Source organism: Stenotrophomonas sp. GW821-FHT01H02A (assembly GCF_059422145.1).
On record NZ_JBWKWI010000002.1, the window covers coordinates 411250 to 437716 of the forward strand.

The window sequence follows — 26467 nt, forward strand, 5'->3', positions numbered from 1 at the left end:
GAGGCTGCCGGGCCGCGCCCGGCGCTACGCCGTCACGCATCCGACGGCGCGCGCCTGTCAGTAGCGCATGATGCCCGGTACCGTGCAGCTTTCCAGCTGGGCATGCGCCGAGGCCGCGTTGTCCTTTTCACCGCGAGCCAGGCGCGACTGCTCGATCGTCGCCCAATGCCGACGGCACAGCGGGCCGGTCTTTGAGCCCAGTTCAACCGACTTGCGCGCGAAGGTCTCGGCAGCCGCCCAGTCGCCCTGCAGCAGCGCGATCTCGGCACGGTCCTGCAGCACCGAGGGATCCGTGGCCATGATCGCCAGCGCCTGATCGAGCGCAGCCGCAGCACCGGCCAGATCATTGGCCTGGCGGCGCGCCTGCGCGGCCTGGCGCAGGTCTTCCACTTCACTGTCGCGCAGTGGCTGCACGGCCAGTTCCTTGTCGTCGTTGCCGGCCGCGGCATCCACGGCAGCCAGGCGCTGGGCCGGAGTCGTGGTGTCCACGGGCGCCTTCGCCGCTGGCGGCGGGGTGACGCAGGCGGCCAGCGCAAGGCACAGCGTGGCCAGCGATGCAGAACGGATCAGGAGTCGGGTGGTCATGCAGGCAGGCCTCGATCAGGGTTGACGCGCGGGGGTGGCGGCCGGTGCATTCGGCGCCGGTTCGGGGGCGGGCTCGGGCTTTTTCTCCAGGCCGAACCAGCTGCGCCAGCCACCGCCTTCGCTCTGCTCGCCGCCCTCGCCTTCGGGCAACGCGCTCGGCGCGGTGCACGGGACGTAGGCCGGGGTATACCCCACCACGAACGGGAAACGACGCGCGCCCGGGCAGCCTTCATCGGTGGTGGCGGTACCGCTGGCCTCCACGTACTGCCAGTCCAGGCCCTTGTTGCTCACCTTGAGCGGCGCGCTTGGCAGGCGCTGGAATATGCCCGACCAGACCCGCATGGAACCGGTCGCGCCGTACAGTCCGGCCTGCTGGTTCTGGTCGTTGCCCATCCAGATCACCGCCAGATGGTCACCGGTATAGCCGGCGTACCAGCTGTCGCGACCATCATTGGTGGTGCCGGTCTTGCCCGCCGGCTGCAGGCGGCCCAGCCCATCGGCATTGAGGCGCTGCGCGGTACCACTGGCCACGACCTGCTGCAGACCGATGCTGATCAGGTTGGCCGCGATGGAATCGCCCTCCTGCGCCGGCGCCGGTGTCTTGTCGTAGCGCTTCATCAGCTTGCCCTGCGGATCGAGCACGCCACGCACCGCATGCAGCGGCTGGATTTCGCCACCGGAGGCCAGGAACTGGTACAGCTGGGCCATCGCATACGGACTCTGATCCGTGGAACCCAGGATGACCGCCGGATTCGGATCGGCCTTGAGCCCGGCCAGGACGTGGATCAACTGGGTCACGCGTTCCGGGCCGACCTGCATGCCCACCCGCACCGTGGCCTGGTTGTAGGAACTGGCGAGCGCGTCGATCAGGCGGACCGTACCGTGGCTGCGGTTGTCCGCATTGCCGGGCGTCCATTGCTTGCCGCGGCTGAGCTGCACCGTCACCGGGGAATCGTCGACCCAGCTGGACAGCGAGTAGCGGTCCGGCTGCGCCAACGCCAGCAGGTACACGAACGGCTTGAGCAGCGAACCCACCGGACGCTGCGCCTCGATGGCGCGGTTGAAGCCCGGCTCGGACACTTCCCGGCTGCCGACCACGGCCAGCACATCGCCGTTGTGCACGTCGGTCAGGACCAGACCGGCCTGCAGCTCGGGGCGACGCTTGCTCTCCAGCGATTTGATCGTCTTGGTGACCGCACCTTCGGCATACGCCTGCGCCGACGGTGCCATGCCGGTCATCACGCTCAGCCCGGCGCCCTGCAGCACCGACTCGGGATAGTCGTGGCCCAGCTGGCGGCGGACCAGATCCACGTACGCCGGGAAGCGGTTGGCGGCGATCAGGCCCGGGGTCTTGGGCACGCCCAGCGGCGCCTCGACGGCGCGCTTGTACTCGGCATCGTCGATCAGATTGGCTTCGCGCAGCTTGCCCAGCACGAAGTTGCGACGGTCCAGCGCGCGTTCGGGATTGCGGCGCGGATCGTAGTAGGACGGGCCCTTGACCAGGCCGATCAGCAGCGCGACATGCTCGGTGTTGAGCGAGGCAAGGTCGCGGCCGAACCAGAACTCCGCGCCGGAAGACATGCCGTGGATGGCCTGGCTGCCGCGCTGGCCCAGGTACACCTGGTTGAGGTAGGCCTCCAGGATGGTGCGCTTGTCGTAGCGCGCCTCCATGATCAGCGCGTACAGCACCTCGTTGAACTTGCGGGTGACGGTCTGCTCTTTGCCGATCCCGAGCAGGCCGCTGCGGGCCAGCTGCTGGGTCAGGGTCGAGGCACCCTGGCGGCTCTGGCCGCCGGACCGCACGGTCACCCAGACCGCGCGGGCGATGCCGCTCAGATCGATCCCGTGGTGGCGGCTGAAATCCTTGTCCTCCACCGCCTGCAGGCCGGTGACCAGCAGTTCCGGAGTTTCTTCGATCCGGACCAGCCGGCGCTCTTCCTGCTTCTGGCCGTACAGCGTAGCGATACGGGCCGGATCCAGGCGCGCGGCTTTGAGGGCCTTGCGGCTGTCGGGGTCGCGCAGCGAAGCGACCGACCCGCCGGACAGGCTCAGCTCGACGCGGCGCGGCGCGACCCGGCCATCCACATCGTTGTAGCCGCGGCTGGAAATGACGAAGCGCCCACCCTCCTGCGCGTACGTGGCCGGCGATTTGCCGATCCCGTCATCGCGGTAGGCCGAGGCCGCCAGTTCGGTCTTGAGCGTGGCCGCGTCCATCGCCACGCCGGGCGCCAGGGCCAACGGACGCGCATAGACACGGGTGGGAATCTGCCAGCGCAGCTCGCCGAAGCGTTGGGTGACCTGTTGGTTCAGGTACACCGTATAGGGGATCAGGAAACCCAGTCCCAGCGCGACAGCCGCCATGCCCCAGGTGATCAGCCGGCGCCGCCACAGCGGGCCGCGGCTTTCGGTGTCGTCGTCGAACTCGTCGATGTCGTCGGAATCGTAGCGTCGGGGCACGGGGATGCGAGAATATGAAGTCCGGCGAGTCTAACGCAGCCACCGCGAGCGGCGCGTTCTCCCGGGTTCCCCCGCTTAAGCTGGAGTTGCAACGGCATGTCGATGTCCTTGGCCGATGCCCGTTATTTCCTGAACCGCATGCTCGGCCTGTTCCGTCGCAGCCTGGCCAGTCTGCGCACCCGGGGCTGGCGCGCCACCTGGCAGCGCATCCGGGTCCATACCCAGGCCGTGCCGGCCCCGCGCGGGGCCCCGCTGTACCTGCCCGGCGCCGCACCGTTCGCGCCGTTCACGGTCCCGGCCAGCGACCATCCGGTGGTCAGCATCGTCATTCCGGTCTACAACCATGTCGGCCATACGCTGGCCTGCCTGAGGGCACTGGCCGCCCATCCGCCACGGGTCGACTGCGAGATCCTGGTGGTGGACGACGGCAGCAGCGACGAAACCACCACCTGGATGCCGCAGGTGGACGGTCTGCGCTACGAAGTGCGGGCCCGCAACGGTGGCTTCATCGAGGCCTGCAACGACGGCGTGGCCCGTTCGCGTGGCCAGTACGTGGTGCTGCTCAACAACGACACCGTGCCGCAGCCGGGCTGGCTGGACGCCCTGCTCGCCACCTTCGCGCGGGTGCCGCGCGCCGGCCTGGTCGGCGCGCAGTTGCTCTACCCGGACGGCCGCCTGCAGGAATCGGGCGGAGTGATCTTCCAGGACGGCAGCGGCTGGAGTTATGGCCGCTTCGAGTCGCCCGAGGATCCCCGCTACAGCGCGCTGCGCGATGCCGACTACTGCTCCGGCGCGGCGTTGATGATCCCCCGCGCCTTGTGGGACCAGCTGGGCGGTTTCGATCTACGCTACAAGCCTGCCTACTACGAAGATACCGACCTGGCCTTCGCAGTGCGCGCCAGTGGCCACCGCGTGCTGGTGCAGCCCGCCAGCCGCGTGGTGCATGACGAGGGCACCAGCAACGGCACCGATACCGGCAGCGGGATCAAGGCCTACCAGGTCCGCAACCGCGGGGTGTTCGCGGCGAAATGGGCCGATGCCCTGCGGGCCCAGCCCAGCGTGGGCAGCGTACCCTCGCCGACCCTGCTGCACCGCGGGCAGCGCCAGGTCCTGATCCTCGATGAAGAAGTGCCGCAGCCGGACCGCGACTCGGCGTCGCTGCGCCAGTACAACCTGATCCGGATGCTGCTCGAGGAAGGCGTCCACGTGGTCTTCGTGCCGACCCGGCGCGAGCATGCCGGCGCCGCCACCGAAGCGCTGCAGGCGCTCGGCGTGGAGGTCTGGTACGCGCCTTACCTGGATGGCGTGGCTGCATGGCTGCGCACCAACGGCGCCCGTTTCGAGGTGGTGATGATGGTCCGCTATCACGTCGCCCACGAATGCCTGCCGCTGCTGCGCAGCTTCGCGCCGCAGGCCCGCACCGTGTTCGACACCGTCGACCTGCATTACCTGCGCGAGCGCCGAGGGGCGGAGATCGCCGGCGATGCCGGCCTGCTGCGCAATGCCGAGCGCACCCGTGCGCGCGAACTGGCGGTGATGGAACAGGTCGACGTGACCGTGCTGGTCAGCGCGGCCGAGCGCGAGCAGCTGCGCATCGATGCACCGGGCGCGACGGTGGAACTGATCTCCAACCTGCATGAAGTGGCCGGTGCCGGGCCGGACTGGGCCGAGCGCCGCGACCTGGTGTTCGTCGGCGGCTTCCGCCATCCGCCGAACCTGGATGCCATGCAATGGTTCATCGGCGACGTCTTCGCGCGCATCCGCGCGCAGCTGCCCGACATCCGCTTCCACTGCATCGGCGCCGCGGTGCCCGACACCCTGCGCGAGCTGGCCGCCACCCAGCCGGGGGTGGAGATCCACGGCTTCGTGCCGGACGTGGTGCCGTACATGGACGGCGTGCGCATCGCGGTCGCGCCGCTGCGCTTCGGCGCAGGGGTCAAGGGCAAGGTGAATCTCAGCATGGCGCATGGCCAGCCGGTGGTCGCCACCACCTGCGGCGTGGAAGGCATGCACCTGCGCGATGGTGAGGATGTACTGGTGGCCGATGATGCCGAGGCGTTCGCGCAGGCCGTGGTCCGGCTGTACCAGGACCAGGCCCTGTGGCGTCGCCTCTCCACCGCCGGCCTGCAGAACATCGTGGACCACTTTTCGCTGGATGCCGCCCGCGCCACCGTGCAGCGGGTGTTCCTGGCCTAGGCCCCTGCCCCACCGCCCGCGCTGCGCAGGCGCTCGGCGAATGCCGGCAGCTCGGGCAGGTCCGGCTGCCAGCGGCGCGCCTGCACCAGCGCCTGCTGCGCGAAGGCGATATCGCCCGAGCCCAGGCGCTCGCTGCCGATCGCCAACCAGCGCTGTGCCAGCCGCCGCCGTGCGGCTGCCTGGCCGGCCTCACTGGTCGACAGCGCCTGCCAGGCTTCCAGGCAGGCCCCGGCCGCCAGCACGCGGTTTTCGCGCAGACGATCCTCGAAGCACTGCCGGCTTGCCGGCAACAGACGCTGCGCAGCGGCCCGCACACGTGGGTCCTGCGGCGCCACGCCCTGGGCTTCACGCAACGCGTCGTAGGCACTGCGCCCGGGCGGATCCAGGAAGTTGCCGCGGCCCTCGGCTTCCTCCAGGCGCGTGAGCAGGCGCCGCAGCGTGCGTTCGCGCTGCGCGCGCGGCACCGCGGGCGTCTTCAGCGCCGCCTGCGAACGGCGGGCCTGCTCGATGCCATGTCGAGCCGCCTCCAGCGAACGCGTGGAGGCGCCCAGCCTTTCGGCCTGCTGCACCGCCTGGGCCGCTTCATCGAAACGGAAATTGCCCGCCAGCCGTGTCGCACGCGTGAGCTGGGCATCGGCCACCTGCAGCTGCCCACGGCGCGCGGCAGGGTCATCGGGCAGCGCAGCAAGCACCGCAGCGAAGGCCTCTGCCGCGGCGTCCAGTTTCTGCCGGCGCAGCGCGGTGTCCCCTTCGCGCTGGCGTCGCTCCAGTGCATTGTTCAGTGCTTCCTGGGTCGCCGGCAGGTCGACATGCCCGGCGTCGAACCCGCGGGCACTGCGCACGCGTTCGGCCGCGCGCGCGACATCGCCGTGTTCTGCCGCCACGCGCGCCTGCTGGAGAAGATCGGACAGCGCGTCCTCGCGTCCTTCCAGCGCACGCACCTGGTTGGGCGACAGCGCGAGCACCTGCTGGAACAGCGGCAGCGCACTGTCCGGGCTGCCATCCAGCCGTTGTGCCTGCAGGGCGGCTTCGGCGCGGCCCAGCAAGGCACCGATCCCCGCGCGTGCCTGGTCGTGTGCGTGCAGTTGCTGTGACACCGCGTCGGCATCGCGCTGCGGCACCTGCAGCTCGCGCGCCAGGGCAAGGGCAGCCGTCGCCGCAGCGGGGTCGCCGCGGTCCAGTGCATCGCGTGCCTGCTGCAGGGCCGCCTGGCCGGTGCGGGCCAGCCCGGTGCGTGCCTGCAGCCGGTCATTGTCCAGCGCCAGGGCAGCCTGATAGGACTCGCGTGCGCCACTGCCATCGGGCAGGCTCAAGCGGCCTGCCGCCAGCGCGCGATCGCCCTGATCGAGCAACTGTTCGATCTGCGGCTCGTTCCAGAACCAGTTCGCCAGCGGCCGGCGGAACAGTGCCAGGCCCACGAACAGCAGCACCGCCACCAGCAACGCCCAGCGCCAGATGCGCCGGGCGTGCCGTGCCTGCAGCCACCACCAGCGGCCCTCGCGGCGCACCCGCCGCAGCGCCTCATGCGCGGCCTCGTGCCTGTCATCGTCCCGGCTCATGCCGCGAGCCTAGCGTGGGGCACGTGAGCTCAGCCTAGACGCCGGGCTTCGCTGACGCCGGGCAGCGCGTCCAGCTTGCCCAGCAGGGTCGAGAGTTGGCCATAGTCACTGACCTTCAGGCGCAGCCGCAGATGCGCGCGGCCGCTGTTGCGGACATTGTCGCTGTGGATGTCCAGCACATAGGCATCCTCCTGCGCGATCAGGTTGGTGATGTCCTTGAGCAGCCAGCGTCGATCGACCGCGTCGACCACCACGTCCACCTCATAGCCACCGCCGGCCTGTCCCCACTCCACCGGCAGGATGCGCTGCGGGCTGGTCGCCGCCAGTCGCGCCAGCGCGGCGCAGTCGGTGCGGTGCACGGTCACGCCACGGGCACGCGTGAGGTACCCGACGATCGGCTCACCGGCCACCGGCTGGCAGCAGCGGGCCAGCTGCACCAGCAGATTGCCCACGCCCTGCACGGTGAAGTCGGCACTGCGCACGCTGTCGCGCCGCGCGGTCGGGCGCGGCAGTGCCGGTACCGCCGGCTGGCTGGCCGCTCGTTCGGCTTCCAGCAACGCGCGGCTGATCTGGTTCGGCCCGGTGTCGCCAAGCGCCACCTGGATGTAGAGATCGTCCACGCCGTCGGCGTGGAATTTCTTCGCCGCGATGCCCAGGTCGGCGTGCTGCAGGCCAAGGCGCTTGAGTTCGCGCTCGAGCAGCTCGCGGCCGGCCTGCACATTGCGCGCGCGGTCCAGCTTGTGGAACCAGCCGCGCACCTTTTCACGCGATCGGTTGCTGGCCAGGAACCCGCTGGAGGCCAGCAGCCAGTCACGCCGGGGATCGGCCTCCTTGCCGGTCAGGATCTCGACCCGGTCGCCACTGCGCAGCCGATAGGTCAGCGGCACGATGCGGCCATTGACCTTCGCGCCACGGCAACGGTGGCCGACCATGGTGTGCACGTGGTACGCGAAATCCAGCGGCGTGGCACCCTGCGGCAGGTCCATCACCTCGTCCTTGGGACTGAGCGCGTAAACCCGGTCCTCGGTCAGCTCGGCATCCAGCGCGCCGGCCAGTTCGCCGCCATGCCCTTCCTGGGATTGCTCCAGCAGCTGGCGCATCCAGGTGATCTTGCGGTCGAAGGCCTTCTCCGCGCCCTTGCTGCCTTCCTTGTAGCGCCAATGCGCGGCCACCCCGAGCTCGGCCTGGGCGTGCATGTCGTGGGTCCGGATCTGTACTTCGATGGTGCGCCCTTCCGGGCCGACCACGGCAGTGTGCAGCGAGCGGTAATCGTTGGCCTTCGGGCGCGCGATGTAATCATCGAACTCGCTCGGCACCGGTGCCCACAGCGCATGCACCACGCCCAGCACCGCGTAGCAGGCAGCCACGTCGTCGACCATCACGCGCACCGCACGGATGTCGTAGAGCTGCTCGAACGCCAGCCGCTTTTTCTGCATCTTCCGCCAGATGCTGTAGATGTGCTTCGGGCGACCGCTGACCTCGGCACGGATGCCCTGCGCCGACAACTCGCGCGACAGTGCCTTCTTGACGGCCTCGACATAGCGTTCGCGCGCCAGCCGGGTTTCGTCGACCTCGCGGGCGATGCGGCGATAGGTTTCCGGTTCGAGATGGCGGAACGCCAGATCCTCCAGCTCCCACTTCAACTGCCAGATACCGAGCCGGTTGGCCAACGGCGCGTGGATGTCGCGGGTGAGCTGGGCCAGCGCGCGGCGTTCTTCCTCGGGCAGGCGGTCGGCACCACGCATGCGGGCCAGCTGGCGGGCCAGCAGGATCGGTACCACGCGCAGATCGCGGATGATCGACAGCAGCAGGCGGCGCAGGCCTTCGCTGTTGCGCCCGGCCTCACGCCCGGCATGCAGCGCCCAGACCTGGTCGGCCGCGTCCAGGCCGTCGAGCAGGCCAACGATCACCGGCTTGTGGGTGCCGACCGGCAAGGCATCCAGCCCGGCCCGCAACCACGGCAGGTCGAACAGCAGGGCGGCCAGCAGGGCCGATTCGTCGGCCGACAGCAGCGACAGCGCATCCAGCGTGTCGGCCAGTACCGGCCAGCCCGCGCGCATCGTGTGATCGGCCTCGGGCTGCTGCCAACGCTGGGTCAGCGCCTCGCGCAGTTCAGCCGGCAGCGAAGCCACCGAGGGTCGGTTCAACAAGGCATCCAGGCCGGGGGCAGAAGCGCGGTTCACAGCATCGTACAGACAAGACAGAGGCCACCTACACTAGCGCCGCCGCGCGCCCCCGACAATCGCCGTCGCCTGCATGTGCACATGCCCGGGTGCTGGCACTACACTGCGGCCATCCCTAGGAGAGACCCTGCCATGCGCTTTTCCCGTCTGCGGTTGTTGTCCTGTGCGGCCATCCTGATGAGTCTGTCGCTGCCGGCATTGGCCCAGCGCGTGGTCGAGGGCGATCTGCAGCAGCAGATGTCACCGGCCGAGTTCAAGGCGGCCGGCCTGGACAAACTGAGCGCGCAGGAACTCTCCCAGCTCAACAACTGGCTGCAGGGCAAGGTCGCTGCCGTGGCCGCCGATGCACGCGAACAGGTCCGTGAGCAGGCGCGCGAAGAGGGCCGTCAGGAAGTCATCGTCAAGAACCGCGGCTTCTTCGATTTCGGCAGCAACGAGCCGATCTCCAGCACGCTGGTCGGCGAGTTCCGCGGTTTCGGCAAGAACCGCAAGTACGTGCTCGCCAACGCGCAGGAATGGGAGCAGACCGACGACGTGTCCCTGGCCGGGGTGCGCAAGAGCGACCCGGCGGTCTCCATCACCCCCGGCATCGCCGGCGTCTGGTACCTGCGCGTGGAAGGCGTCAACACCCGCGCCAAGGTCCGCCGCATCAAGTAAACCGTGCACCCCGTGCCGCAACGGCACGGGGTGCAGCCGGATCAGGGGTGCTGCAGTGCCGCCACGCGCTGGGCCAGCTTCTTGGCCGAGATGCCGGTCTTGGCCCCCAGCTCCTGGGCGAACAGCGACACCCGCAGTTCTTCCAGATCCCAGCGCAGGTCCTGCCACTGTGGCCGCTTGCGCTGGCCTCGAGCGTCGGCTTCTGCCAGCGCATCCAGGAACGGACGCAGTTCCAGCATGCGGGCCTGGTCGCGGGGCGGATCACGCTTGGCACGTTCGCTGCGCAGGATCATCGCGCGCAGGTAGCGCGGGTACTGCGCCAGCGCATCCGCCGGCGTATCGCGCAGGAAACCAGGATGGATCAGGGCCGCCAGCTGCTCCTCCATGTCGTCCAGGTTGCCACGCGCCCAGCCCATCAGGGGCGCCTCCAGCTGCGGCTTGAGCTCGGCCACGTGCGCGAGGATGTTCTCGGCCAGTTTCAGCCGGGCCATCGCCTCACCGAACAAGGCCTTGCCCGCCTCGGCACTGCGCTTGGCGAACGTGGCCGGATCGCGGATATCGCCCAGCCCATCGGCCAGCACGGCATTCATCGCCGCATCGACCAGGTCGCCACGCAGGCGCTCCTGCGATTCGATCGCGGCATACAGCAGACCGGTCTTGGGCGGCACGGGCAACTGCTTGCGCGCCTGTTTGGCCTTGTCGGCCAGCGCGATCTCCAGCAGTCGACGCACGCCGAGCGGATGCTGTTCCAGTGCTTCGTTGCGGTCTGCGAATATTTTCAGCGCCGCGGTCTCGCCCTGCTCGACCAGCGCCGGGTACGCCGGCACGCCGGCTTCGCCAGGCACCTGCAACGGGATCGGACTGCTCGGGAAATCGCGCAGGCCTTTCGCCGCCAGCGCGCGCCCGGCACGCGCAGCGAAGGCGTCACCGGCTTTGTCGCCGAAGCGGGCGCGCAGCGCATCCAGATCGCGCGAGGTGGCCAGCACCTTGCCGTCGGCATCGCGCAGGCGCAGGTTCATGCGCAGGTGCGCGTCCAGCGATGCGTCGTCGAAGTCGGTCGCGGCCAGCTTGGCGCCGGTCGCACGCGACAGGAAGCGCGCCAGTTCACCACGGATATCGTCCGCGGTCGGCTCGGCGAAGGCCTCGGCAAACGCGCGGCCAAAGTCCGGTGCCGGCACATAGTTGCGGCGCATCGCCTTGGGCAGGCTGCGGATCAATGCGGCGGCCTTGTCGGCGACGAAGCCCGGCGCCAGCCACGACAGCAGCGCCGGATCCAGCGCGTTGAGCAGGTGCAGCGGCACCTCCAGCGTCACGCCGTCTTCGTCGGCGCCGGGTTCGAAGGTGTAGTGCAGCGCCAGCCGCGCATCACCCAGCGGCAGGTACTTGGGATAGCGCTCGGCATCGCTGCCTTCGCCCGGCAGCAGATCGGCCAGCGTCCACGACAGTGCGCGGCGCTTCTCCGGCGCCAGTGCCTTCCACCAGGTATCCAGGCCCATCGCCGAATGGATCTCGGCCGGAATCCGGTCCAGGTACCAGCGCGCCTGCCAGCCCTCATCGGCGACGATACCGGCGCGGCGCAGCTTGGCTTCTTCTTCGCGCGCCTGTTCCAGCACCTTGAGATTGTCGGCGACGAAGCCGGCCCGGGTGTTGATCTCGCCGGTCACCAGGCCTTGGCGCACGAAGATGTCGTGTGCCTCGCCCGGCGCGATGCGGCCATAGTGCACCGGCTTCTTCGGTGCCAGCACCAGCCCGAACAGGCTGATCTGCTCCGAGGCCAGCACCTGGCCCTGCGCGCGCGACCAGTGCGGGTCGAAGTGCTTGCGCAGCAGCAGGTGCGGCAGCTCGTTGATGACCCAGTCCGGCTCGATCGCCGCGTTGGTCAGGCCCCAGATCTTCTGCGTGTCCAGCAGCGTGGCCGTGAGCAGCCACGGCGGCGGTCGCTTGGCCAGGGCCGAGCCCGGGAACGGCAGGAAGCGGCGCTGGCGCGGTGCCAGGAAATCGCCCTTGTCGCTGCGATGGCCGATCTGCGTGGGCAGGCCGGCGATCAGCGCGCGGTGCAGGGTCTGGTACGCCGCGGCGCGCACCTTGTCGCTGAACGCGCTGCGTGCCTCTGGATCGGCACCGTTGCCGGGCGCGGCCTTGTTCTCGGCAGGCGCCGGCTCGGATTTCCCTTCGCGGGCCAGGCGCGCGGCACGGTGCTGCTGGCCACGCGTCGCCTTGATCCTGGCCTCGTCATCGCGCGCCGGCGCCGGTGCAGAGGAGCCGGCCAGCAGTGGCGCCAACGAGGTCTCGGCCGGCTCTTCACTCCAGCCCAGTTCTTCGCACAGCACCCGCAGCTGACGATGCAGCTCACGCCACTCGCGCATGCGCAGGAAACCGAGGAAGTGCCGCCCGCACCAGTCGCGCAGCTTGGACTGGGTGAGGTCTTCGTGGGCCTGGCGGTAGCCGTCCCACAAGCGCAGCACGCCGACGAATTCGGAGCGGCCATCGGCAAACAGCGCGTGCGCGTTGTCCGCCGCCGCGCGTGCTTCCGGCGGGCGCTCACGCGGGTCCTGGATGCCCAGGAACGAGGCGATCACCAGCATCGGCCGCAGGCAGCCCTGTGCCTGTGCGGCGACCAGCATGCGCGCCAGCTTGACGTCCACCGGCAGGCGGGCCATCTGGCGCCCGATCGGGGTCAGCCGACGCTCGGCATCGACCGCACCCAGTTCACCCAGCTGCTGCCAGCCATCGGCGATGGCACGTTCGTCGGGCGCTTCCAGGAACGGGAAATCCTCGATCTTGCCCAGGCCCAGCTGCAACATCCGCAGGATCACCCCGGACAAGCTGGAGCGGCGGATTTCCGGGTCGGTGAACGCCGGGCGCGACTGGAAATCCGCTTCGGAATACAACCGGTAACAGATGCCTTCGGAGACACGGCCGCAGCGGCCCTTGCGCTGGTTGGCGCTGGCCTGCGACACCGCCTCGATATGCAGCCGATCCAGTTTCTGGCGCGGGCTGTAACGCTTGACGCGGGCGAAACCGGGATCGATCACATAGCGGATGCGCGGCACCGTCAGCGAGGTTTCCGCGACGTTGGTGGCCAGCACGATGCGCCGATTGGCGCCCGGGTTGAACACCAGGTCCTGGTCCTTCACCGACAGCCGCGCATACAACGGCAGCACGTCGGTGCCGCGGTACTTGCGCCGCTCCAGTGCCTGGTGCGCATCGCGGATCTCGCGCTCGCCCGGGAAGAACAGCAGGATGTCGCCGCGCGGATCGATCCGGGTGATTTCATCCACCGCCGCGACCACCGCATCGTTCACGGTGCGCTCGCCATCGCGACCGCCGTCAGCGTCGCCGCCGCCCTCGCCCTCCAGCGGGCGGTAGCGCACCTCCACCGGGAAGGTGCGTCCTTCCACGCTGATCACCGGCGCATCATCGAAATGCTGGGCGAAGCGCGAGGTATCGATGGTGGCCGAAGTGACGATCAACTTGAGGTCCGGGCGTTTCTTCAGCAGCTGCTTCAGATAGCCCAGCAGGAAATCGATGTTGAGGCTGCGTTCGTGCGCCTCGTCGACGATGATCGTGTCGTAGTTGGACAGCCAGCGGTCACTGCTGATCTCGGCCAGCAGGATGCCGTCGGTCATGAACTTGATGCGGGTATCGTCACCGACGCGGTCGGTGAAGCGCACCTGGTAGCCCACGGTGGTACCCAGTTCGGACTGCAGCTCCTGCGCGACACGCGTGGCCACCGCGCGTGCGGCAATCCGTCGCGGCTGGGTGCAGCCGATCATGCCGGCGGTGCCACGACCGGCAGCCAGGCACAGCTTGGGCAATTGGGTGGTCTTGCCCGAGCCGGTTTCACCGGCGATCACCACGACCTGATGGTCGCGGATCAGCGCGGTGATCGCCTCGGCTTCACGCGCAATCGGCAGCTGCTCGTCCAGAGTGATGGCCGGCTGATTCAGCGCGCGCGTTTCCCGGCGCCGCACGGACGCCTGCAAGGCCTGCTCGAACGCCGCCGCCAATCCCGCATCCGCCGGTTTGGCTCGCCAACGCGAGAGCATCCCCAGCAAACGACCGCGGTCGCGGCTCATGGCCCCGTTGATCGCGGCCTGCTGCTGGGCCAGACGTGCTGCATGTGGTTTTTCGATAGCGTTCATCAATCGATTCGTTTAGAACTTTTGTTTACTACTGAAAGGGTAGTCTGATCTATTGTGAAGGCCATCCGATTCATCCCATCCATAAGGAGTTCTCCCATGGCGAAGACGACCAAGACCCCGGCAAAGCCCAAGACGGCGAAGCAGAAACTCGGCGCGGCGGCCCCGTCGGCCCCGAACATAGATATCGGGATCAAAGAGGGCGATCGCAAGAAGATCGCCGATGGACTGTCGGCCTTCCAGGCAGATGCGTTCACGCTCTACCTGAAGACCCACAATTTCCACTGGAACGTGACCGGGTCGATGTTCAACTCGCTGCACACCATGTTCGAGACCCAGTACACCGAACAGTGGGCGGCCCTGGACGACGTGGCTGAACGCATCCGTGCACTGGGCTTCAACGCTCCGGGCTCCTACCGCGAGTTCGCGGCCCTGACCTCGATCGCCGAGGAGCCGGGCCTGACCGACAGCGCGGACTGGCGTGAAATGGTACGCCAGTTGGTCACCGCCAACGAGGCCGTGTGCCGCACCGCCCGGAAAGTGCTGGATGTGGCCGACGATGCAGACGACGCACCGACCGAGGATCTGATGACCCAGCGCCTGCAGACCCACGAAAAGTACGCCTGGATGCTGCGTTCGCTGCTGCAGTGATGGTTTGCGTTGCGGCAGGCTTGGCTGACTGAAGGCGAAAGCGAAGGCAAAGGCAACGGCATTGGCTGACGGGGTCTCCGTGTTGGCGAGCGGGGGCCAGGCCCTGCCGGGACGCGCCGTAAACCCATCCCTGGGGGCTCGTGGGCGGCTTGCTCGTTTGTGCAATCCTGCACAAACGGCAAGACCGGGGTTGGGCGTCCTGCCCAACCCGTCCGGCGCATGCGCCGAACCCATGCCGCCCTGACGGTCCCGTCAGGGCCTGGCCCCCACTCGCCAGAAAGGTGTGGATGAACGGTTGGGCAAGCCAGAGCGACTGCCGCAGGCCGTGGGACAACTGCGACAAATACGCACCACCACAGGCGCCGATGGGCGCCTGTCTGCGTTTGAGTGGTTCGTGCCCGGCGCTTGAGCGGTTCTTGACTGGCACTTGACTGGCTCGCCTTTGAGCACCAGCAAAGTGTCGGAGGCGCGGTGTGGGTGGGTTTGCAGGACCGTTGGGCGCCATGGATGGCGCACTACGAGCCCCCATGGACGGGTTCACGGCGGGTCCTGCAGGCCCACCCACACCGCGCCAAACCCGTAAGACGGAACGCCCGGCGCTTTGAGCCTCTGCTTTTGAGGCTTTGAGGCCTCGGCTCTTGGCATCCCTACACCCCGATCCGGCATCAGAGGACACGGCCGCTGGCCCGGGCAAGGTAAACTAGCGCGATGCCTTCCCGCCCCGCGCACGACCTGCTCAGCCGCATCTTTGGTTACGACGACTTCCGCGGTCCGCAGCAGGCGATCGTCGAACATGTCGCCGCCGGCAATGACGCGCTCGTCCTCATGCCCACCGGCGGTGGCAAATCGCTCTGCTACCAGGTCCCCTCCCTGCTCCGCGACGGCACCGGCATCGTCATCTCGCCGCTGATCGCCCTCATGCAGGACCAGGTCGAAGCCCTGCGCCAGCTCGGCGTCCGCGCCGAATACCTCAACTCCACCCTCGACGGCGAAACCAGCGCCCGCGTCGAACGCGAACTGCTGGCCGGCGAACTGGACATGCTCTACGTCGCGCCCGAGCGCCTGCTCACCGGCCGCTTCCTGTCGCTGCTCTCGCGCAGCCGGATCGCCCTGTTCGCCATCGACGAAGCCCACTGCGTCTCGCAGTGGGGCCACGACTTCCGCCCCGAATACCGCCAGCTCACCGTCCTGCACGAGCGCTGGCCCGACGTCCCGCGGCTCGCGCTGACCGCCACCGCCGATCCGCCCACCCAGCGCGAAATCGCCGAACGCCTGGACCTGACCAATGCCCAGCATTTCGTCAGCTCCTTCGACCGGCCCAACATCCGCTATACCGTCGTCCAGAAAGACAACGCCAAGCGCCAGCTGCTGGACTTCCTCAAGGTCCACCGCGGGGCCGCCGGCATCGTCTACTGCATGTCGCGGCGCAAGGTCGAGGAAACCGCCGAGTTCCTGTGCAAGGAGGGCATGAACGCCCTGCCGTACCACGCTGGCCTGCCCGCCGAGGTCCGCGCCGCCAACCAGCGCCGCTTCCTGCGCGAGGATGGCATCGTGATGTGCGCCACCATCGCCTTCGGCATGGGCATCGACAAGCCGGACGTGCGCTTCGTCGCGCATACCGACCTGCCCAAATCGATGGAAGGCTATTACCAGGAGACCGGCCGTGCCGGCCGCGATGGCGAGCCCGCCGAAGCCTGGCTCTGCTACGGGCTGGGCGACGTCGTGCTGCTCAAGCAGATGATCGAGCAGTCTGAAGCCGGCGAAGAACGCAAAAGCCTGGAGCGCGCCAAGCTCGACCACCTGCTCGGCTACTGCGAATCCATGCAGTGCCGCCGCCAGGTCCTGCTGGCCGGCTTCGGTGAGACCTACCCGCAGCCCTGCGGCAACTGCGACAACTGCCTGCTGCCGCCCGATGCCTGGGATGCCAGCGTCGCCGCGCAGAAGGCACTGAGCTGCGTCTATCGCAGTGGGCAGCGCTTCGGCGTCGGTCATCTGATCGACATCCTGCGCGGTGGTGACAACGAGAAGGTCCGCCAGTTCGGGCACACCGAACTGAGCACCTACGGCATCGGCAAGGATCTGGACGCGCGCGCATGGCGCAGCGTGTTCCGTCAGCTGGTCGCCTCCGGTCTGCTCGAAGTGGACAGCAGCGCCTACGGCGGGCTGCGCCTGACCGATGGCAGCCGCGAGGTGCTCAAGGGCCAGCGCAAGGTCATGATGCGCCGCGAGACCCCCAAGACAGCCCGCGAACGCGACCGCAGCGGCCAGCGCACCGGCCTGTCGGTGCTGCCGCAGGACCTGGCGTTGTTCAACGCGCTGCGCGGCCTGCGTGCCGAACTCGCGCGCGAGCAGAACGTGCCGGCCTTCGTGATCTTCCACGACAGCACCCTGCGCAACATCGCCGAACAGCGCCCCACCAGCGTCGATGCGCTGGGCCGGGTCGGGGGCATCGGTGGCACCAAGCTGGCCCGCTACGGCGACCGCCTGGTCGAGATCGTGCGCGAGGAAGGCTGATGCGCCGCCGTGTTCAGGCAGACCGGGCTCCAGAGTTGAACCACGCGTTCAGCCGCAGGTGCGGTGGCCCGGATTTGGCAGTAAGGTGAGCCCCATGTCCGCCAGTGGCCTGCTCCTGCGAGTCGTCCTGATGCTCAGCCTGTTGTTGAACGGGCTGAACGTGGCCATGGCTGGCCCCATGGCGCTGGCCCTGGCCGGGCCGGCCACTGCCAGCAGTGCTGCACCGCCCTGCCATGGCGATGCGGCGGCCGCCGCCGCGCACGATCACCACGCGATGGCCGGCACCGGCGCCGGCGTCCAGGCGCCGCATGATGGCGACCACTGCAAGATCAAGGACTGCCTGCGCAGTTGTGCCCAGCAACCCAGCCTGACCGCCCAGGTCGCCTGGCTGGCCACGCCTCCGCCGCTGTCGCTGGCACCGCTGTTGGCCGCGCATCCGTCGCAACCCACGCCGCCACTGGACCGCATCACCCGCCCTCCGATCGCCTGATCCGCGGCGCTCTGCGAGCGCCAGCCTGATGCCCTGCCCGCATGGCCCCGGCCTGCGTGCGTTGCCGGCACTGCGTGTGCCATTCGAATCGGATCCGGAGTTGCAATGTCTTTCCCCAAACTACCCGGCACGGGCGCCCCGCCCATGCCGTCACGCCGCCTGTTCGTCCAGGGCGTGGCTGCCGGCGGCGTGGTGGCCGGCCTGGCCGCCACCGGCCTGAGCCCGCGGGCCTTCGCGGCCGCCGGTCCCGGCCTGGCCGGTGCCCCGCAGGTGCTCAGCAGCCATGACGTGCAGCTGAGCATCGGCGAATCGCTGGCCAACTTCACCGGCCGCACCCGCCCTGCGATCACCGTCAATGGCAGCCTGCCGGCCCCGATCCTGCGCTGGCGCGAAGGCCAGACGGTCAACATCCGGGTGGCCAACACGCTGCAGGGACACCCCACCTCCATCCACTGGCACGGTCTGCTGCTGCCGTCCAACATGGACGGCGTGCCGGGCCTGAGTTTCAACGGCATCGCCCCCGGCGAGGCCTATCAGTACCGCTTCACCCTCAAGCAGTCGGGTACGTACTGGTACCACAGCCATTCCATGTTCCAGGAGCAGGCCGGCCTGTACGGCGCGCTGATCATCGATCCGCTCGAGCCGGCGCCGTACCACTTCGACCGCGAGCACGTGATCCTGCTCTCGGACTGGACCGACCTGGACCCCGGCGCGTTGTTCCGCCGCATGAAAAAGCTCGCCGAGTACGACAACTACTACAAGCGCACCCTGCCCGACTTCCTGCGCGATGTGCGCAAGGACGGCTGGGCCGCGGCCACCGCCGACCGCGGCATGTGGGGCCGGATGCGGATGACGCCGACCGACATCTCCGACATCAACGCCCACACCTACACCTATCTGCTCAACGGCACCGCCCCGGCCGGCAACTGGACCGGGCTGTTCCGCAGCGGCGAGAAGGTGCTGCTGCGCTTCATCAACGGTGGCTCGATGACCTATTTCGACGTGCGCATCCCCGGCCTGAAAATGACCGTGGTCGCCGCCGATGGCCAGTACATCCATCCGGTCAGCATCGACGAATTCCGCATCGCGCCGGCCGAGACCTTCGATGTGATCGTCGAACCCAGTGGACAGGACGCCTACACGATCTTCTGCCAGGACATGGGCCGCACCGGTTACGCCGCCGGCACGCTGGCGGTCCGCCATGGGCTGCAGGCACCGATTCCCGACCGCGACCCACGCCCGCTGTTGACCATGAGCGACATGGGCCACGACATGGGCCATGCCGCAGACGGCATGGCGGGCCACGACATGAAGGGCATGGAAGGTGGCTGCGGTGCCAGCATGGACCACGGCGCACACGGCACTGATCCGAAGGCCCCGCGCCATCCGGCGAGCGAAAAGGGCAACCCGCTGGTGGACATGCAGAGCATGGCCACCGACCCCAAGCTGGATGATCCCGGCATCGGTCTGCGCGACAACGGCCGCGACGTGCTCACCTACGGCGCGATGCGCAGCCTGTTCGACGATCCGGATGGACGCGATCCCGGCCGCGAGGTCGAGCTGCACCTGACCGGCCACATGGAGAAATTCAGCTGGTCCTTCGATGGCATTCCCTTTGCCAGCGCCGAACCGCTACGCCTGAACTACGGTGAGCGCATGCGCATCGTACTGGTCAACGACACCATGATGCAGCACCCGATCCATCTGCACGGCGTGTGGAGCGATCTGGAAAATGCGGACGGCGAATTCCACCTGCGCAAGCACACCATCGACATGCCACCGGGCACCCGCCGCACGTATCGCGTGCGTGCCGATGCGCTCGGCCGCTGGGCCTACCACTGCCACCTGCTGTACCACATGGAAGCGGGCATGATGCGCGAAGTGAGGATCGAAGAATGAGCCGCTCTCCTTTCATCGCCACATCGGCCTTGAGCACCGCCCTGCTGCTGGCATTGTCGGCACCGGCCTGGGCGCAATCGCATGCCGGCCATGCCACGACGCCGACCGCAACCACGGCCGACACACCACCGGCAGATGGCGGCAACGTCGATCACAGCCAGATGGATCATTCGAAGATGGACCATGGCAGCACTGATCACAGCCAGATGGATCATTCGACGATGGACCACTCGACGATGGACCACGGCAAGACCGATCACGGCCAGATGGACCATTCGAAGATGGACCATGCCGCGATGGGTCATGACGTGCCGAAACCGCCCGCACCCACCGAACCGCGCGAACCGATTCCGGTGGTGACGGCCGCTGATCGCCTCGCCGCGTTTCCACCGATCGACCATGGCGCCATGGAGCATGCGCCGGAGATCCACAGCATGCTGCTGGTCAACCGCCTCGAACACTGGGACGGCCAGCACGGTACCGGCCAGGCGTGGGAAGCCAGCGGCTGGGTCGGTGGCAACATCAACCGGTTGTGGCTGCGCAGCGAAGGCGAGCGTGGTGACGGCCGCACCGAGTCGGCCAATCTGGAGGTGATGTACGGCCGCAGCGTGTCGCCGTGGTGGGATGTGCTGGTCGGTGTGAAGCAGGATTTCCGTCCGGCCGATTCGCGCACCTGGGCGGCGTTCGGCATCCAGGGATTGGCGCCGTACAAATTCGAGACATCGGCCACGGCCTATGTCGGCGAAGGTGGCCAGTTCGCTGCCACGGTGGAAGTGGAGTACGAACTGCTGCTGACCAACCGCTTGATCCTGCAGCCGCTGGTGGAAGCCGGTTTCTCGGCCAAGGACGAGCCGGCGTATGGCAATGGCGCCGGTCTCAACAAGGTCGAGGCCGGGCTGCGTCTGCGCTACGAGTTCAGCCGCCGCTTCGCGCCCTACATCGGCATCAGCCACGAGCGGATGTTCGGTGATACCGCCGACTACCACGAGGCCGCAGGCGAGCGTTCCCGCGATACCCGCTGGGTGGCGGGCGTGCGGGTCTGGTTCTGATCCCGCCGCCGTGACAGGTTCCGGGTACGGACGTACCCGGAACCACGGTCGGCCCCGGTGATGGCGTAAGCTGCCGGCCCCAGCTGCCAGCCTTGCGCCATGACGTTGACCCTCCGCCGTGCCACCGTTGCCGATGCCGACGCGCTGTCGGCGATCGCCATCGCCACCTACACCGAAACCTTCGGCGACTCCTACCCGCCGCAGGATCTTCGCGAGTTCCTGCACGGCCACTATTCGGTCGAGCCGCAACGTCGCGAACTCGCCGATCCGCGCAATGCGGCGTGGCTGCTGCAGGACGGTGACGACGTGGTGGGCTATCTCGCGGCGGGCCCCAACAGCCTGCCGCATGTCGACGCGGTCGAGGGCGATATCGAACTCAAACGTCTTTACCTTCTCGCCAGCCACCAGAGCGGCGGTCACGGCGCGCGGCTGATGGATGCCTTCCTGGCGTGGCTCGATCAACCGCAGCGGCGCACGCTGTGGGTCGGCGTATGGTCGGAGAATCTTGGTGCGCAGCGCTTCTATGCGCGCTATGGCTGCCGCAAGGTGGGCGAATACGATTTCCCGGTCGGCGACAGCGTCGACCGGGAATTCATTCTGCGCCGCGCCTGAGCGCGGCGCAGGCACGCATCAGAAGTCGAACAGGTCCGACAGGAAGCTCTCTTTCTTCTTCTTGCGGTAGCCCTGCTGGTCGCCGTACTGCTGCTGGCCCAGGTGGCGGGTATCACGGTGCTGCACGGCAGCCGGCGGCGGCGGTGCAGCCGCGCGCACCGGCGCGGGCGCGGCGGCCCCGGCCGAGCGCTCGATGATCTTGTCCAGCTCACCACGGTCCAGCCACACGCCACGGCACTGCGGGCAGTAATCGATTTCGATGCCCTGGCGCTCGGACATCTGCAGCGCTTGGGTCTTGCATACGGGGCATTGCATGGGCGGTCGTCCAAGGGGTAAAGCCGCACTCTAGCCGGTCGCACCTGACCGTGCTGCAACGCGGCCATGACCGATGGCCCCCCGACCAATGCCCCATGCTGTCGCGCCTGTCCTCGCCGACACTCCCCGCATCTCTGGATATGGAGCGTCCCATGCCACCCCTCCGCCTGCCCACCTGGCTGGCCGCCTGCGTGGTCGTGCTGACCCTGGCCGTATCGATCAACCTGCGCGACCTTGCCGCGTGGCTGGGCGCCCCGATCCCGAAACTGCCGATTCCCTATGGCGGCGCCCTCCTCGACAACGGCCTGGGCGTGCTGCTGGTGCTGCTCGTGGCCGCGCTGCTGGTACGCCCGGGGCAACGCCTGCATGCGCTGCTCGGGTTGCGCTGGAATGGCTGGCAGGGTCCGGCACTGGCGCTGCTGGCGACGCTGCCGTGCTGGCTGGGTCTGTGGTGGCTGGGGGGTTTCAATCCGACCCAAAATGGGCTCGCCCTGCTGATGCTCGGCGTGCTGTTTCCGCTTGCCGAAGAGATCATCTTCCGCGGTTTCGGATTCATCTTCGCGCACCGCCAGCAGCGTTGGCCGTGGCTGGCCGCCGCGCTGGTCCAGGCAGTGATCTTCGGTGCGATCCACTGGTGGTCGTTCGGCGGCGGCGGCGGCATGGCCCTGCAGGTGTTCGCCATCACCGGCATCGGTGGGCTGGTGTTCGCCTGGCTCAATACCCTGGACGATTACACTCTGTGGAGCGGGCTGGCCCTTCACGTCTCGCTCAACCTGGCCTGGAACGTGTTCGTGATCACCGAAGCCACGGCCGTCGGTTGGCCGGCGACGGTGCTGCGCCTATCGGCGGCAGGACTGGCGGTCGCGCTGGTCTGGGCCTGGCACCGCCGTCGAACGCGCTCACTCACCCTGGCCTAACCCGCGCAAACGCAGGCGGTGCGGCCGCTTCACCCGGCATTTCGGCGCCGTCCACGGTCTCCTCACCGGCAGCCCGCGATACTTGCGCGCCCCTGTCCGGGGGTAAGCAGGAACCACGCTCCATGTTGTTGTCCAAGCACCATCCCGAACCGCGCGTGCTGTTGATCGAAGATACCGAAGACACCCGCGAGCTGAGCCGCATGGCGCTGGAAAGCCAGGCCTGCGAAGTCGTCGCCGTGAGTTCCGCCGAAGCCGCACTGGGCCTGCTGCAGGCCGGCGAGCGCTTCGATCTGGTGTTCACCGATGTCTGCCTGGGCGCGGTCAGTGGTATCGAAGCGGCGCATCGGGTCAAGCAGGAACGGCCTGGGCTGCCGGTGCTGGTGACCTCGGGCCTGGAGCCTTCCGTCGTGGTACCGCAGCTCGGCCCGGGCATGCATTTCCTGCCCAAGCCTTACAGCATGAGCGAACTGCTTGACGCAATCCGCGCCTGCTTCCAGCAGCCGCTGGCCGCCTGCGCCTGAGGGGAGCCACCGGAGTGCCAGCCAACGCCCGACAGTCAGGCGTTGGTGGCCGCCGAGGCGCTCGGCAGCACGAGGAGCTCGCTCGCCGCGGGCGCTGAGCGGCGCCGCGGCGGGCGCCATCACCTGGCGATCTGGCAGTGCAGCGTGGTGCCATAGAAGTCGAGCGTGGTCTGGTCATCGTGCGTGCGCAGATCGACGCCTTCACGCCCCCAGCGGCCGCCATTGCTCTCGTCCTGGGTGACCGGCACCGGGAAAACGATCGCCTGGTCGTTGCCCCAGCTGACCACGGCCGCGGTCGGGTCGATGTCGTTGTAGAACACGGCCGTCACCGGCTTGCTGTTGTCGTCGCAGCGGTACTCGACCTTGGCCGGTATCTGGATGCCACCGCCATTGATGGTCAGCTCGACCAGACGGGTCTGATAGGACTCCTCCAGGCATCGCTTGGGGTCCACCGCGCGCGAACAGGCGTCGCGCCCTTTGATCCAGCCGCGCTGTTCGGCCGCGATGTCCAGCTCGTCGGGGCTGGTCTGCACACGCTTGTAGAGCGCAGCCAGCTGACGGTCCAGCGCGGCCAAGCGTGCGTCGACGCACACCAGCTTCTCGGCCTCGGACGTCGCCTTCGTGCAATCGAACGACGGCGACTGGGTGGCGGTCTGCGGGACCGCTTCCGGCGTCGGATGCTCCACCGGATGCGGAGCGTCGGCTACCGGGGCGGTCGGTTCAGATCTGGAACACGCCGCGAGCGCGAGCGCCCCCATGCTCAGCAGGACGAAACGGTTCATGGCACCTCCAGAATTTCGATCGATAGACAGTCACCATCTTATACGGCGCTGACCTGGCCATCCGTCACTGTACCTGCCTTGGCTGGCCCCTCCATCTCCGTAACGGCTATGTCCCCGAACACGGCGTATCCATCCCCTTCGCCACCGCACCATGAGCGGGCCCGTGCCGGTCACGCATCAAGGCACTGGCAGGCTATCCGCCGACCGTCCCGACGAGAACCACAACGTGGGACGGAACGCGGTCCACCGCCTGATCACCGCGTGCTGGCCAGGCGTGAGCTCGCTCAGGCAACTGTCCTGCGAATACGACATGTAGTTGCGGACCGGATCGGCGCCCGGATCGGCCGGACAGGTATCGCGCGTGATGGGGCAGCCGCTGTAGGGCGCACTGGTCATGGCCGGCGTGTCGATACTCCAGTCGCCGATCGGATAATCGCCGTTCTGGCAGTCATCACCCTCGAACGTGTGTATCAGACCAACGAAATGGCCCATTTCATGCACCAACGTTCCGCCCTCGTTGTACGGCGGGTAACTGCCACCAGGCAAGGTGGCGTAATGCACTGTGAGGCGGTGCCGACGGTCCTGCTCGCCCAATCCCCCGAAGCTGGGGTGGAAATCCCACGGGTAGCTGGAAAAGCCCAGCGTCGCGTCATTGCCGCAGGTATAGAGGTGCACGAAACCCGCGGCGTTGCCATTGGCCCCGTCGGGGTGACCGACGAAAAAGTCCGTCATGGCGAGCACATCCGGATGAGCGCTGTCGCTGGAGGTGCATGCCAGGAACCAGGGATCGTATGCCACGGCGTCCCATCCGGCCACGCGGAACTGAAGATCCATCGGCGCAAAGGCCGCGTTCATCCGGTCCATCTGCGCCTGCAGCTGGGCGGCGGTGAAATGACCGCGCTGCTGATCCGACGACAGGATCTGATGCACGAAGATCGGCATCTCCGTTGCCGAGTGCGGCGTACGACGCAGCCCGGGCGGAATCTGCTCCAGGAGTGTCATCACCTCGGCCATATCCGGCGGCGGCGTGGCATGCAGGGCGGCGCGCTCGGCGGTGCTGGCGGATTGGGCGGAATGCGCTGTCGAAGCAGCGCTCCCCATCAAGACAGCAACACACAGGGCAGCCACACTGGGACGGTTGATGAGCATGGAAATGGACCGATGCGGACGCCGGCAGTCCCGGCATTCGCAGCATCGGCGGATGACGCGCCGTTCTGAATGGAGAAAGTTCTAAATGGCACTGACTCCACCGTCATGCCGGTGCGACCGGCGCGTAACAACGGCAGGTGCATCACCGACGGCCACCGGCATGCGCAGGCGGGAGTACGCTGTGCCCTCTTCGCACTTCCGCCGGCGTGGCGCGTTGGCTAGGATCGACGCGAGTCACATCGCACACGACCCGATCGCATTGGCCCGCCGATGGCGGCGATGACGGTTCCAAGGAGGCTGTATGGCAGGGATGAGAGGATTCGCAATCATGCTGGCGATGGCGGCCGTTGCCTTGCCGGGGGCCGCCCGTGCCGCACCTGCATTCGATCGCGGCGCCTGGCAGGCCGACCATGCCGCGCTCAAGCAGGCGCTGGAACAGGACTACGCGCACCTGGCGTGGGTCGCTTCGCCTCAAAGCGGTGTAGACCTGCCCGCGTTGGATGCCACGGCACAACGCGCATTGGCCGACGCGCGCAGCGATGCACAGGCACTCCAGGCCTTGCGCACCTTCGTCGCCGGCTTCCGCGACGGTCATCTCGGTCTGCTCGACCCGCTTGAGCCTGCAGCCCCATCCAGCGCGCCGGCGCCGGTCGATCCGCGCACGCTCGGTGCAAACGCGGGTTGCGCGGTGCTGGGCGTGGCCGACGAGGGCCGGCACGATTTCAGTCTCCCGCTGGAGACGCTGTCGGACTATCGCCCGTTGGACGATGGCGCGGATCCGGCGCTGCGCGCCGGCGTACTGTCCCTGCCGGATGGACACTCGATCGGGGTGCTGCGCCTGCACGAGTTCGATGCGCTGCGTTATCCCGGCCTCTGCCACGCGTTGTGGCCACAGCTTCGGCATGCCGACTCCACCGGCGACATGCGTGGCACCCTGGCTGACGCATGGGTCGCGGCGATCGCCGCCAGCCTGCGGCGCTTCCAACAGGATGGCGTCGATGCCGTGCTGGTGGATGTGGGCGACAACCCGGGCGGGGACGACAGCGGCGACTTGCTGACACGGCTGTTCACCGGCCAGCCGGTGGCGTCGGCGGTGCTGCAGGTCAGCCAGTCAGCCGCCGGCAAGCCGTACCTGGATGAACAGTACGAACGGCTCGACGACGCACTCCGCAATCACCATCCCAATGCCACGGCACATGCATTGTTGGCCACGGAGCGTGCCGCCTTCCAGGCATCGCGGCAGGCGGTGGCGGTGCCGGCCTGCGACCTGTCCCGGGTCTGGCGGGCACATCAGGACTGGAACGCCGCATCATGTCGGCGTCTGGTTGCAGCGGGTACGTCCGGCGGACCGTTGCCAAGCCCGGTGGTGGACAGCCTCGATGACATCCTGATCGCCCATCGGCTGGACTGGGCACAGGACCTGCGCGAACACTGGGCGGCGTGGACTGGCCGGGTCTATGTGCTGACCAACGGCAAGACCGCGTCGTCAGCCGAGATGTTTGCGGCGCGCATGCAGGACAACCACATCGCCCGCATCGTCGGTACGCACAGTGGAGGCTATGGCTGTGGCTTCATGAGTGCGGAAACCCCGCCGGTCCTGCCCCATTCCCACCTGCGCGTGCGGGTGCCGAACTGTGTGCGCCTGCGTGCCGACGGCAGCGATGAAGTGGCCGGCATCACGCCTGATCTGCCGGTCAATCCACGCAGTGGCGAAAGCGCGCGGATGCGCGCGCAGCGGCTGATCGATACGCTCATCGGCGACATCGCACGGCACTGAACCCGTGCAGCG

19 protein-coding genes are annotated in these 26467 nt (G+C 68.1%); 11 read left to right on the forward strand and 8 right to left on the reverse strand.

Translation table 11 applies throughout. The annotated features are described in order from the left end of the window. Positions 1-57 precede the first annotated feature (57 nt). Both AC07WC_RS05180 and mrcB read right to left on the reverse strand, forming a co-directional pair. A complete protein-coding gene (locus AC07WC_RS05180; RefSeq protein ID WP_495209047.1) occupies positions 58-585 on the reverse strand; it encodes a hypothetical protein in 528 nt (175 codons plus the stop codon). Positions 586-600: 15 nt separating this feature from the next. After that, positions 601-3042: a penicillin-binding protein 1B gene (gene mrcB, locus AC07WC_RS05185; protein ID WP_495209048.1), complete on the reverse strand. Its 2442-nt coding sequence runs from the start codon at positions 3040-3042 to the stop codon at positions 601-603. A 96-nt stretch (positions 3043-3138) separates the two neighbouring features. Between mrcB and AC07WC_RS05190 the strand changes: the two genes are divergently transcribed. Then, on the forward strand, positions 3139-5238 hold the full coding sequence (locus tag AC07WC_RS05190) for a glycosyltransferase (RefSeq protein ID WP_495209049.1): 2100 nt from the start codon (positions 3139-3141) through the stop codon (positions 5236-5238). Here the strand turns inward: AC07WC_RS05190 and AC07WC_RS05195 are convergent. Both AC07WC_RS05195 and AC07WC_RS05200 read right to left on the reverse strand, forming a co-directional pair. Continuing rightward, a complete protein-coding gene (locus AC07WC_RS05195; protein WP_495209050.1) occupies positions 5235-6797 on the reverse strand; it encodes a hypothetical protein in 1563 nt (520 codons plus the stop codon). The genes AC07WC_RS05190 and AC07WC_RS05195 overlap by 4 nt on opposite strands. Before the next feature lie 29 nt (positions 6798-6826). Then, entirely contained in the window at positions 6827-8980 is a 2154-nt protein-coding gene (locus AC07WC_RS05200) for a RelA/SpoT family protein (RefSeq protein ID WP_495209051.1), read from the reverse strand. A 132-nt stretch (positions 8981-9112) separates the two neighbouring features. Here AC07WC_RS05200 and AC07WC_RS05205 point away from each other — a divergent pair, with 132 nt between their 5' ends. Then, a complete protein-coding gene (locus AC07WC_RS05205; RefSeq protein WP_495209052.1) occupies positions 9113-9637 on the forward strand; it encodes a hypothetical protein in 525 nt (174 codons plus the stop codon). Between the two features lie 41 nt (positions 9638-9678). Here AC07WC_RS05205 and hrpA read toward each other — a convergent pair whose 3' ends face one another. Next, entirely contained in the window at positions 9679-13782 is a 4104-nt protein-coding gene (gene hrpA / locus AC07WC_RS05210; RefSeq protein ID WP_495209053.1) for an ATP-dependent RNA helicase HrpA, read from the reverse strand. Positions 13783-13878: 96 nt separating this feature from the next. Here hrpA and AC07WC_RS05215 point away from each other — a divergent pair, with 96 nt between their 5' ends. The 6 genes from AC07WC_RS05215 (at position 13879) to AC07WC_RS05240 (ending at position 20994) form a co-directional block, all read left to right on the forward strand. Continuing rightward, on the forward strand, positions 13879-14430 hold the full coding sequence (locus AC07WC_RS05215; RefSeq protein ID WP_019185151.1) for a Dps family protein: 552 nt from the start codon (positions 13879-13881) through the stop codon (positions 14428-14430). Positions 14431-15138: 708 nt separating this feature from the next. Further along, entirely contained in the window at positions 15139-16944 is a 1806-nt protein-coding gene (recQ, locus tag AC07WC_RS05220; RefSeq protein ID WP_495209054.1) for a DNA helicase RecQ, read from the forward strand. A 94-nt stretch (positions 16945-17038) separates the two neighbouring features. Then, positions 17039-17434 carry a CopL family metal-binding regulatory protein gene (locus tag AC07WC_RS05225; RefSeq protein ID WP_495209055.1) on the forward strand — a complete coding sequence of 132 codons (396 nt, stop codon included), beginning with the start codon at positions 17039-17041 and terminating at the stop codon, positions 17432-17434. Positions 17435-17539: 105 nt separating this feature from the next. After that, positions 17540-19333, forward strand: a complete 1794-nt coding sequence (locus AC07WC_RS05230) for a copper resistance system multicopper oxidase (protein WP_495209056.1) — start codon at positions 17540-17542, stop codon at positions 19331-19333. A 14-nt stretch (positions 19334-19347) separates the two neighbouring features. After that, positions 19348-20382, forward strand: a complete 1035-nt coding sequence (locus tag AC07WC_RS05235; protein ID WP_495209119.1) for a copper resistance protein B — start codon at positions 19348-19350, stop codon at positions 20380-20382. A gap of 99 nt (positions 20383-20481) precedes the next feature. After that, entirely contained in the window at positions 20482-20994 is a 513-nt protein-coding gene (locus tag AC07WC_RS05240) for a GNAT family N-acetyltransferase (protein WP_495209057.1), read from the forward strand. An 18-nt stretch (positions 20995-21012) separates the two neighbouring features. Here AC07WC_RS05240 and AC07WC_RS05245 read toward each other — a convergent pair whose 3' ends face one another. Beyond that, positions 21013-21309: a TFIIB-type zinc ribbon-containing protein gene (locus tag AC07WC_RS05245; protein ID WP_088432901.1), complete on the reverse strand. Its 297-nt coding sequence runs from the start codon at positions 21307-21309 to the stop codon at positions 21013-21015. Between the two features lie 152 nt (positions 21310-21461). On the opposite strand from AC07WC_RS05245, the gene AC07WC_RS05250 reads away from it, so the two are divergent. Next, positions 21462-22226, forward strand: a complete 765-nt coding sequence (locus tag AC07WC_RS05250; RefSeq protein WP_495209058.1) for a CPBP family intramembrane glutamic endopeptidase — start codon at positions 21462-21464, stop codon at positions 22224-22226. A gap of 122 nt (positions 22227-22348) precedes the next feature. Further along, complete coding sequence (locus tag AC07WC_RS05255) at positions 22349-22747, forward strand: response regulator (protein ID WP_019185159.1); 399 nt, start codon at positions 22349-22351, stop codon at positions 22745-22747. Between the two features lie 119 nt (positions 22748-22866). On the opposite strand, the gene AC07WC_RS05260 is transcribed toward AC07WC_RS05255, so the two are convergent. Continuing rightward, positions 22867-23529: a lysozyme inhibitor LprI family protein gene (locus AC07WC_RS05260; RefSeq protein WP_495209059.1), complete on the reverse strand. Its 663-nt coding sequence runs from the start codon at positions 23527-23529 to the stop codon at positions 22867-22869. 177 nt (positions 23530-23706) lie between these two features. Next, the gene (locus tag AC07WC_RS05265; protein ID WP_495209060.1) at positions 23707-24678 is read right to left on the reverse strand and encodes a M43 family zinc metalloprotease; all 972 of its coding nucleotides are present in this window, start codon (positions 24676-24678) and stop codon (positions 23707-23709) included. 310 nt (positions 24679-24988) lie between these two features. On the opposite strand from AC07WC_RS05265, the gene AC07WC_RS05270 reads away from it, so the two are divergent. Then, a complete protein-coding gene (locus AC07WC_RS05270) occupies positions 24989-26455 on the forward strand; it encodes a S41 family peptidase (protein ID WP_495209061.1) in 1467 nt (488 codons plus the stop codon). Positions 26456-26467: the final 12 nt, after the last annotated feature.

What these genes read in the sequence shown, in the direction of transcription:
- AC07WC_RS05180 (WP_495209047.1), bottom strand. Translation starts at nt 585, where the DNA reads ATGACCACCCGACTCCTGATCCGTTCTGCATCGCTGGCCACGCTGTGC.
- AC07WC_RS05190 (WP_495209049.1), top strand. Translation starts at nt 3,139, where the DNA reads ATGTCGATGTCCTTGGCCGATGCCCGTTATTTCCTGAACCGCATGCTC.
- AC07WC_RS05195 (WP_495209050.1), bottom strand. Translation starts at nt 6,797, where the DNA reads ATGAGCCGGGACGATGACAGGCACGAGGCCGCGCATGAGGCGCTGCGG.
- AC07WC_RS05205 (WP_495209052.1), top strand. Translation starts at nt 9,113, where the DNA reads ATGCGCTTTTCCCGTCTGCGGTTGTTGTCCTGTGCGGCCATCCTGATG.
- hrpA (WP_495209053.1), bottom strand. Translation starts at nt 13,782, where the DNA reads ATGAACGCTATCGAAAAACCACATGCAGCACGTCTGGCCCAGCAGCAG.
- AC07WC_RS05215 (WP_019185151.1), top strand. Translation starts at nt 13,879, where the DNA reads ATGGCGAAGACGACCAAGACCCCGGCAAAGCCCAAGACGGCGAAGCAG.
- recQ (WP_495209054.1), top strand. Translation starts at nt 15,139, where the DNA reads ATGCCTTCCCGCCCCGCGCACGACCTGCTCAGCCGCATCTTTGGTTAC.
- AC07WC_RS05225 (WP_495209055.1), top strand. Translation starts at nt 17,039, where the DNA reads ATGTCCGCCAGTGGCCTGCTCCTGCGAGTCGTCCTGATGCTCAGCCTG.
- AC07WC_RS05230 (WP_495209056.1), top strand. Translation starts at nt 17,540, where the DNA reads ATGTCTTTCCCCAAACTACCCGGCACGGGCGCCCCGCCCATGCCGTCA.
- AC07WC_RS05240 (WP_495209057.1), top strand. Translation starts at nt 20,482, where the DNA reads ATGACGTTGACCCTCCGCCGTGCCACCGTTGCCGATGCCGACGCGCTG.
- AC07WC_RS05245 (WP_088432901.1), bottom strand. Translation starts at nt 21,309, where the DNA reads ATGCAATGCCCCGTATGCAAGACCCAAGCGCTGCAGATGTCCGAGCGC.
- AC07WC_RS05250 (WP_495209058.1), top strand. Translation starts at nt 21,462, where the DNA reads ATGCCACCCCTCCGCCTGCCCACCTGGCTGGCCGCCTGCGTGGTCGTG.
- AC07WC_RS05255 (WP_019185159.1), top strand. Translation starts at nt 22,349, where the DNA reads ATGTTGTTGTCCAAGCACCATCCCGAACCGCGCGTGCTGTTGATCGAA.
- AC07WC_RS05260 (WP_495209059.1), bottom strand. Translation starts at nt 23,529, where the DNA reads ATGAACCGTTTCGTCCTGCTGAGCATGGGGGCGCTCGCGCTCGCGGCG.
- AC07WC_RS05265 (WP_495209060.1), bottom strand. Translation starts at nt 24,678, where the DNA reads ATGCTCATCAACCGTCCCAGTGTGGCTGCCCTGTGTGTTGCTGTCTTG.
- AC07WC_RS05270 (WP_495209061.1), top strand. Translation starts at nt 24,989, where the DNA reads ATGAGAGGATTCGCAATCATGCTGGCGATGGCGGCCGTTGCCTTGCCG.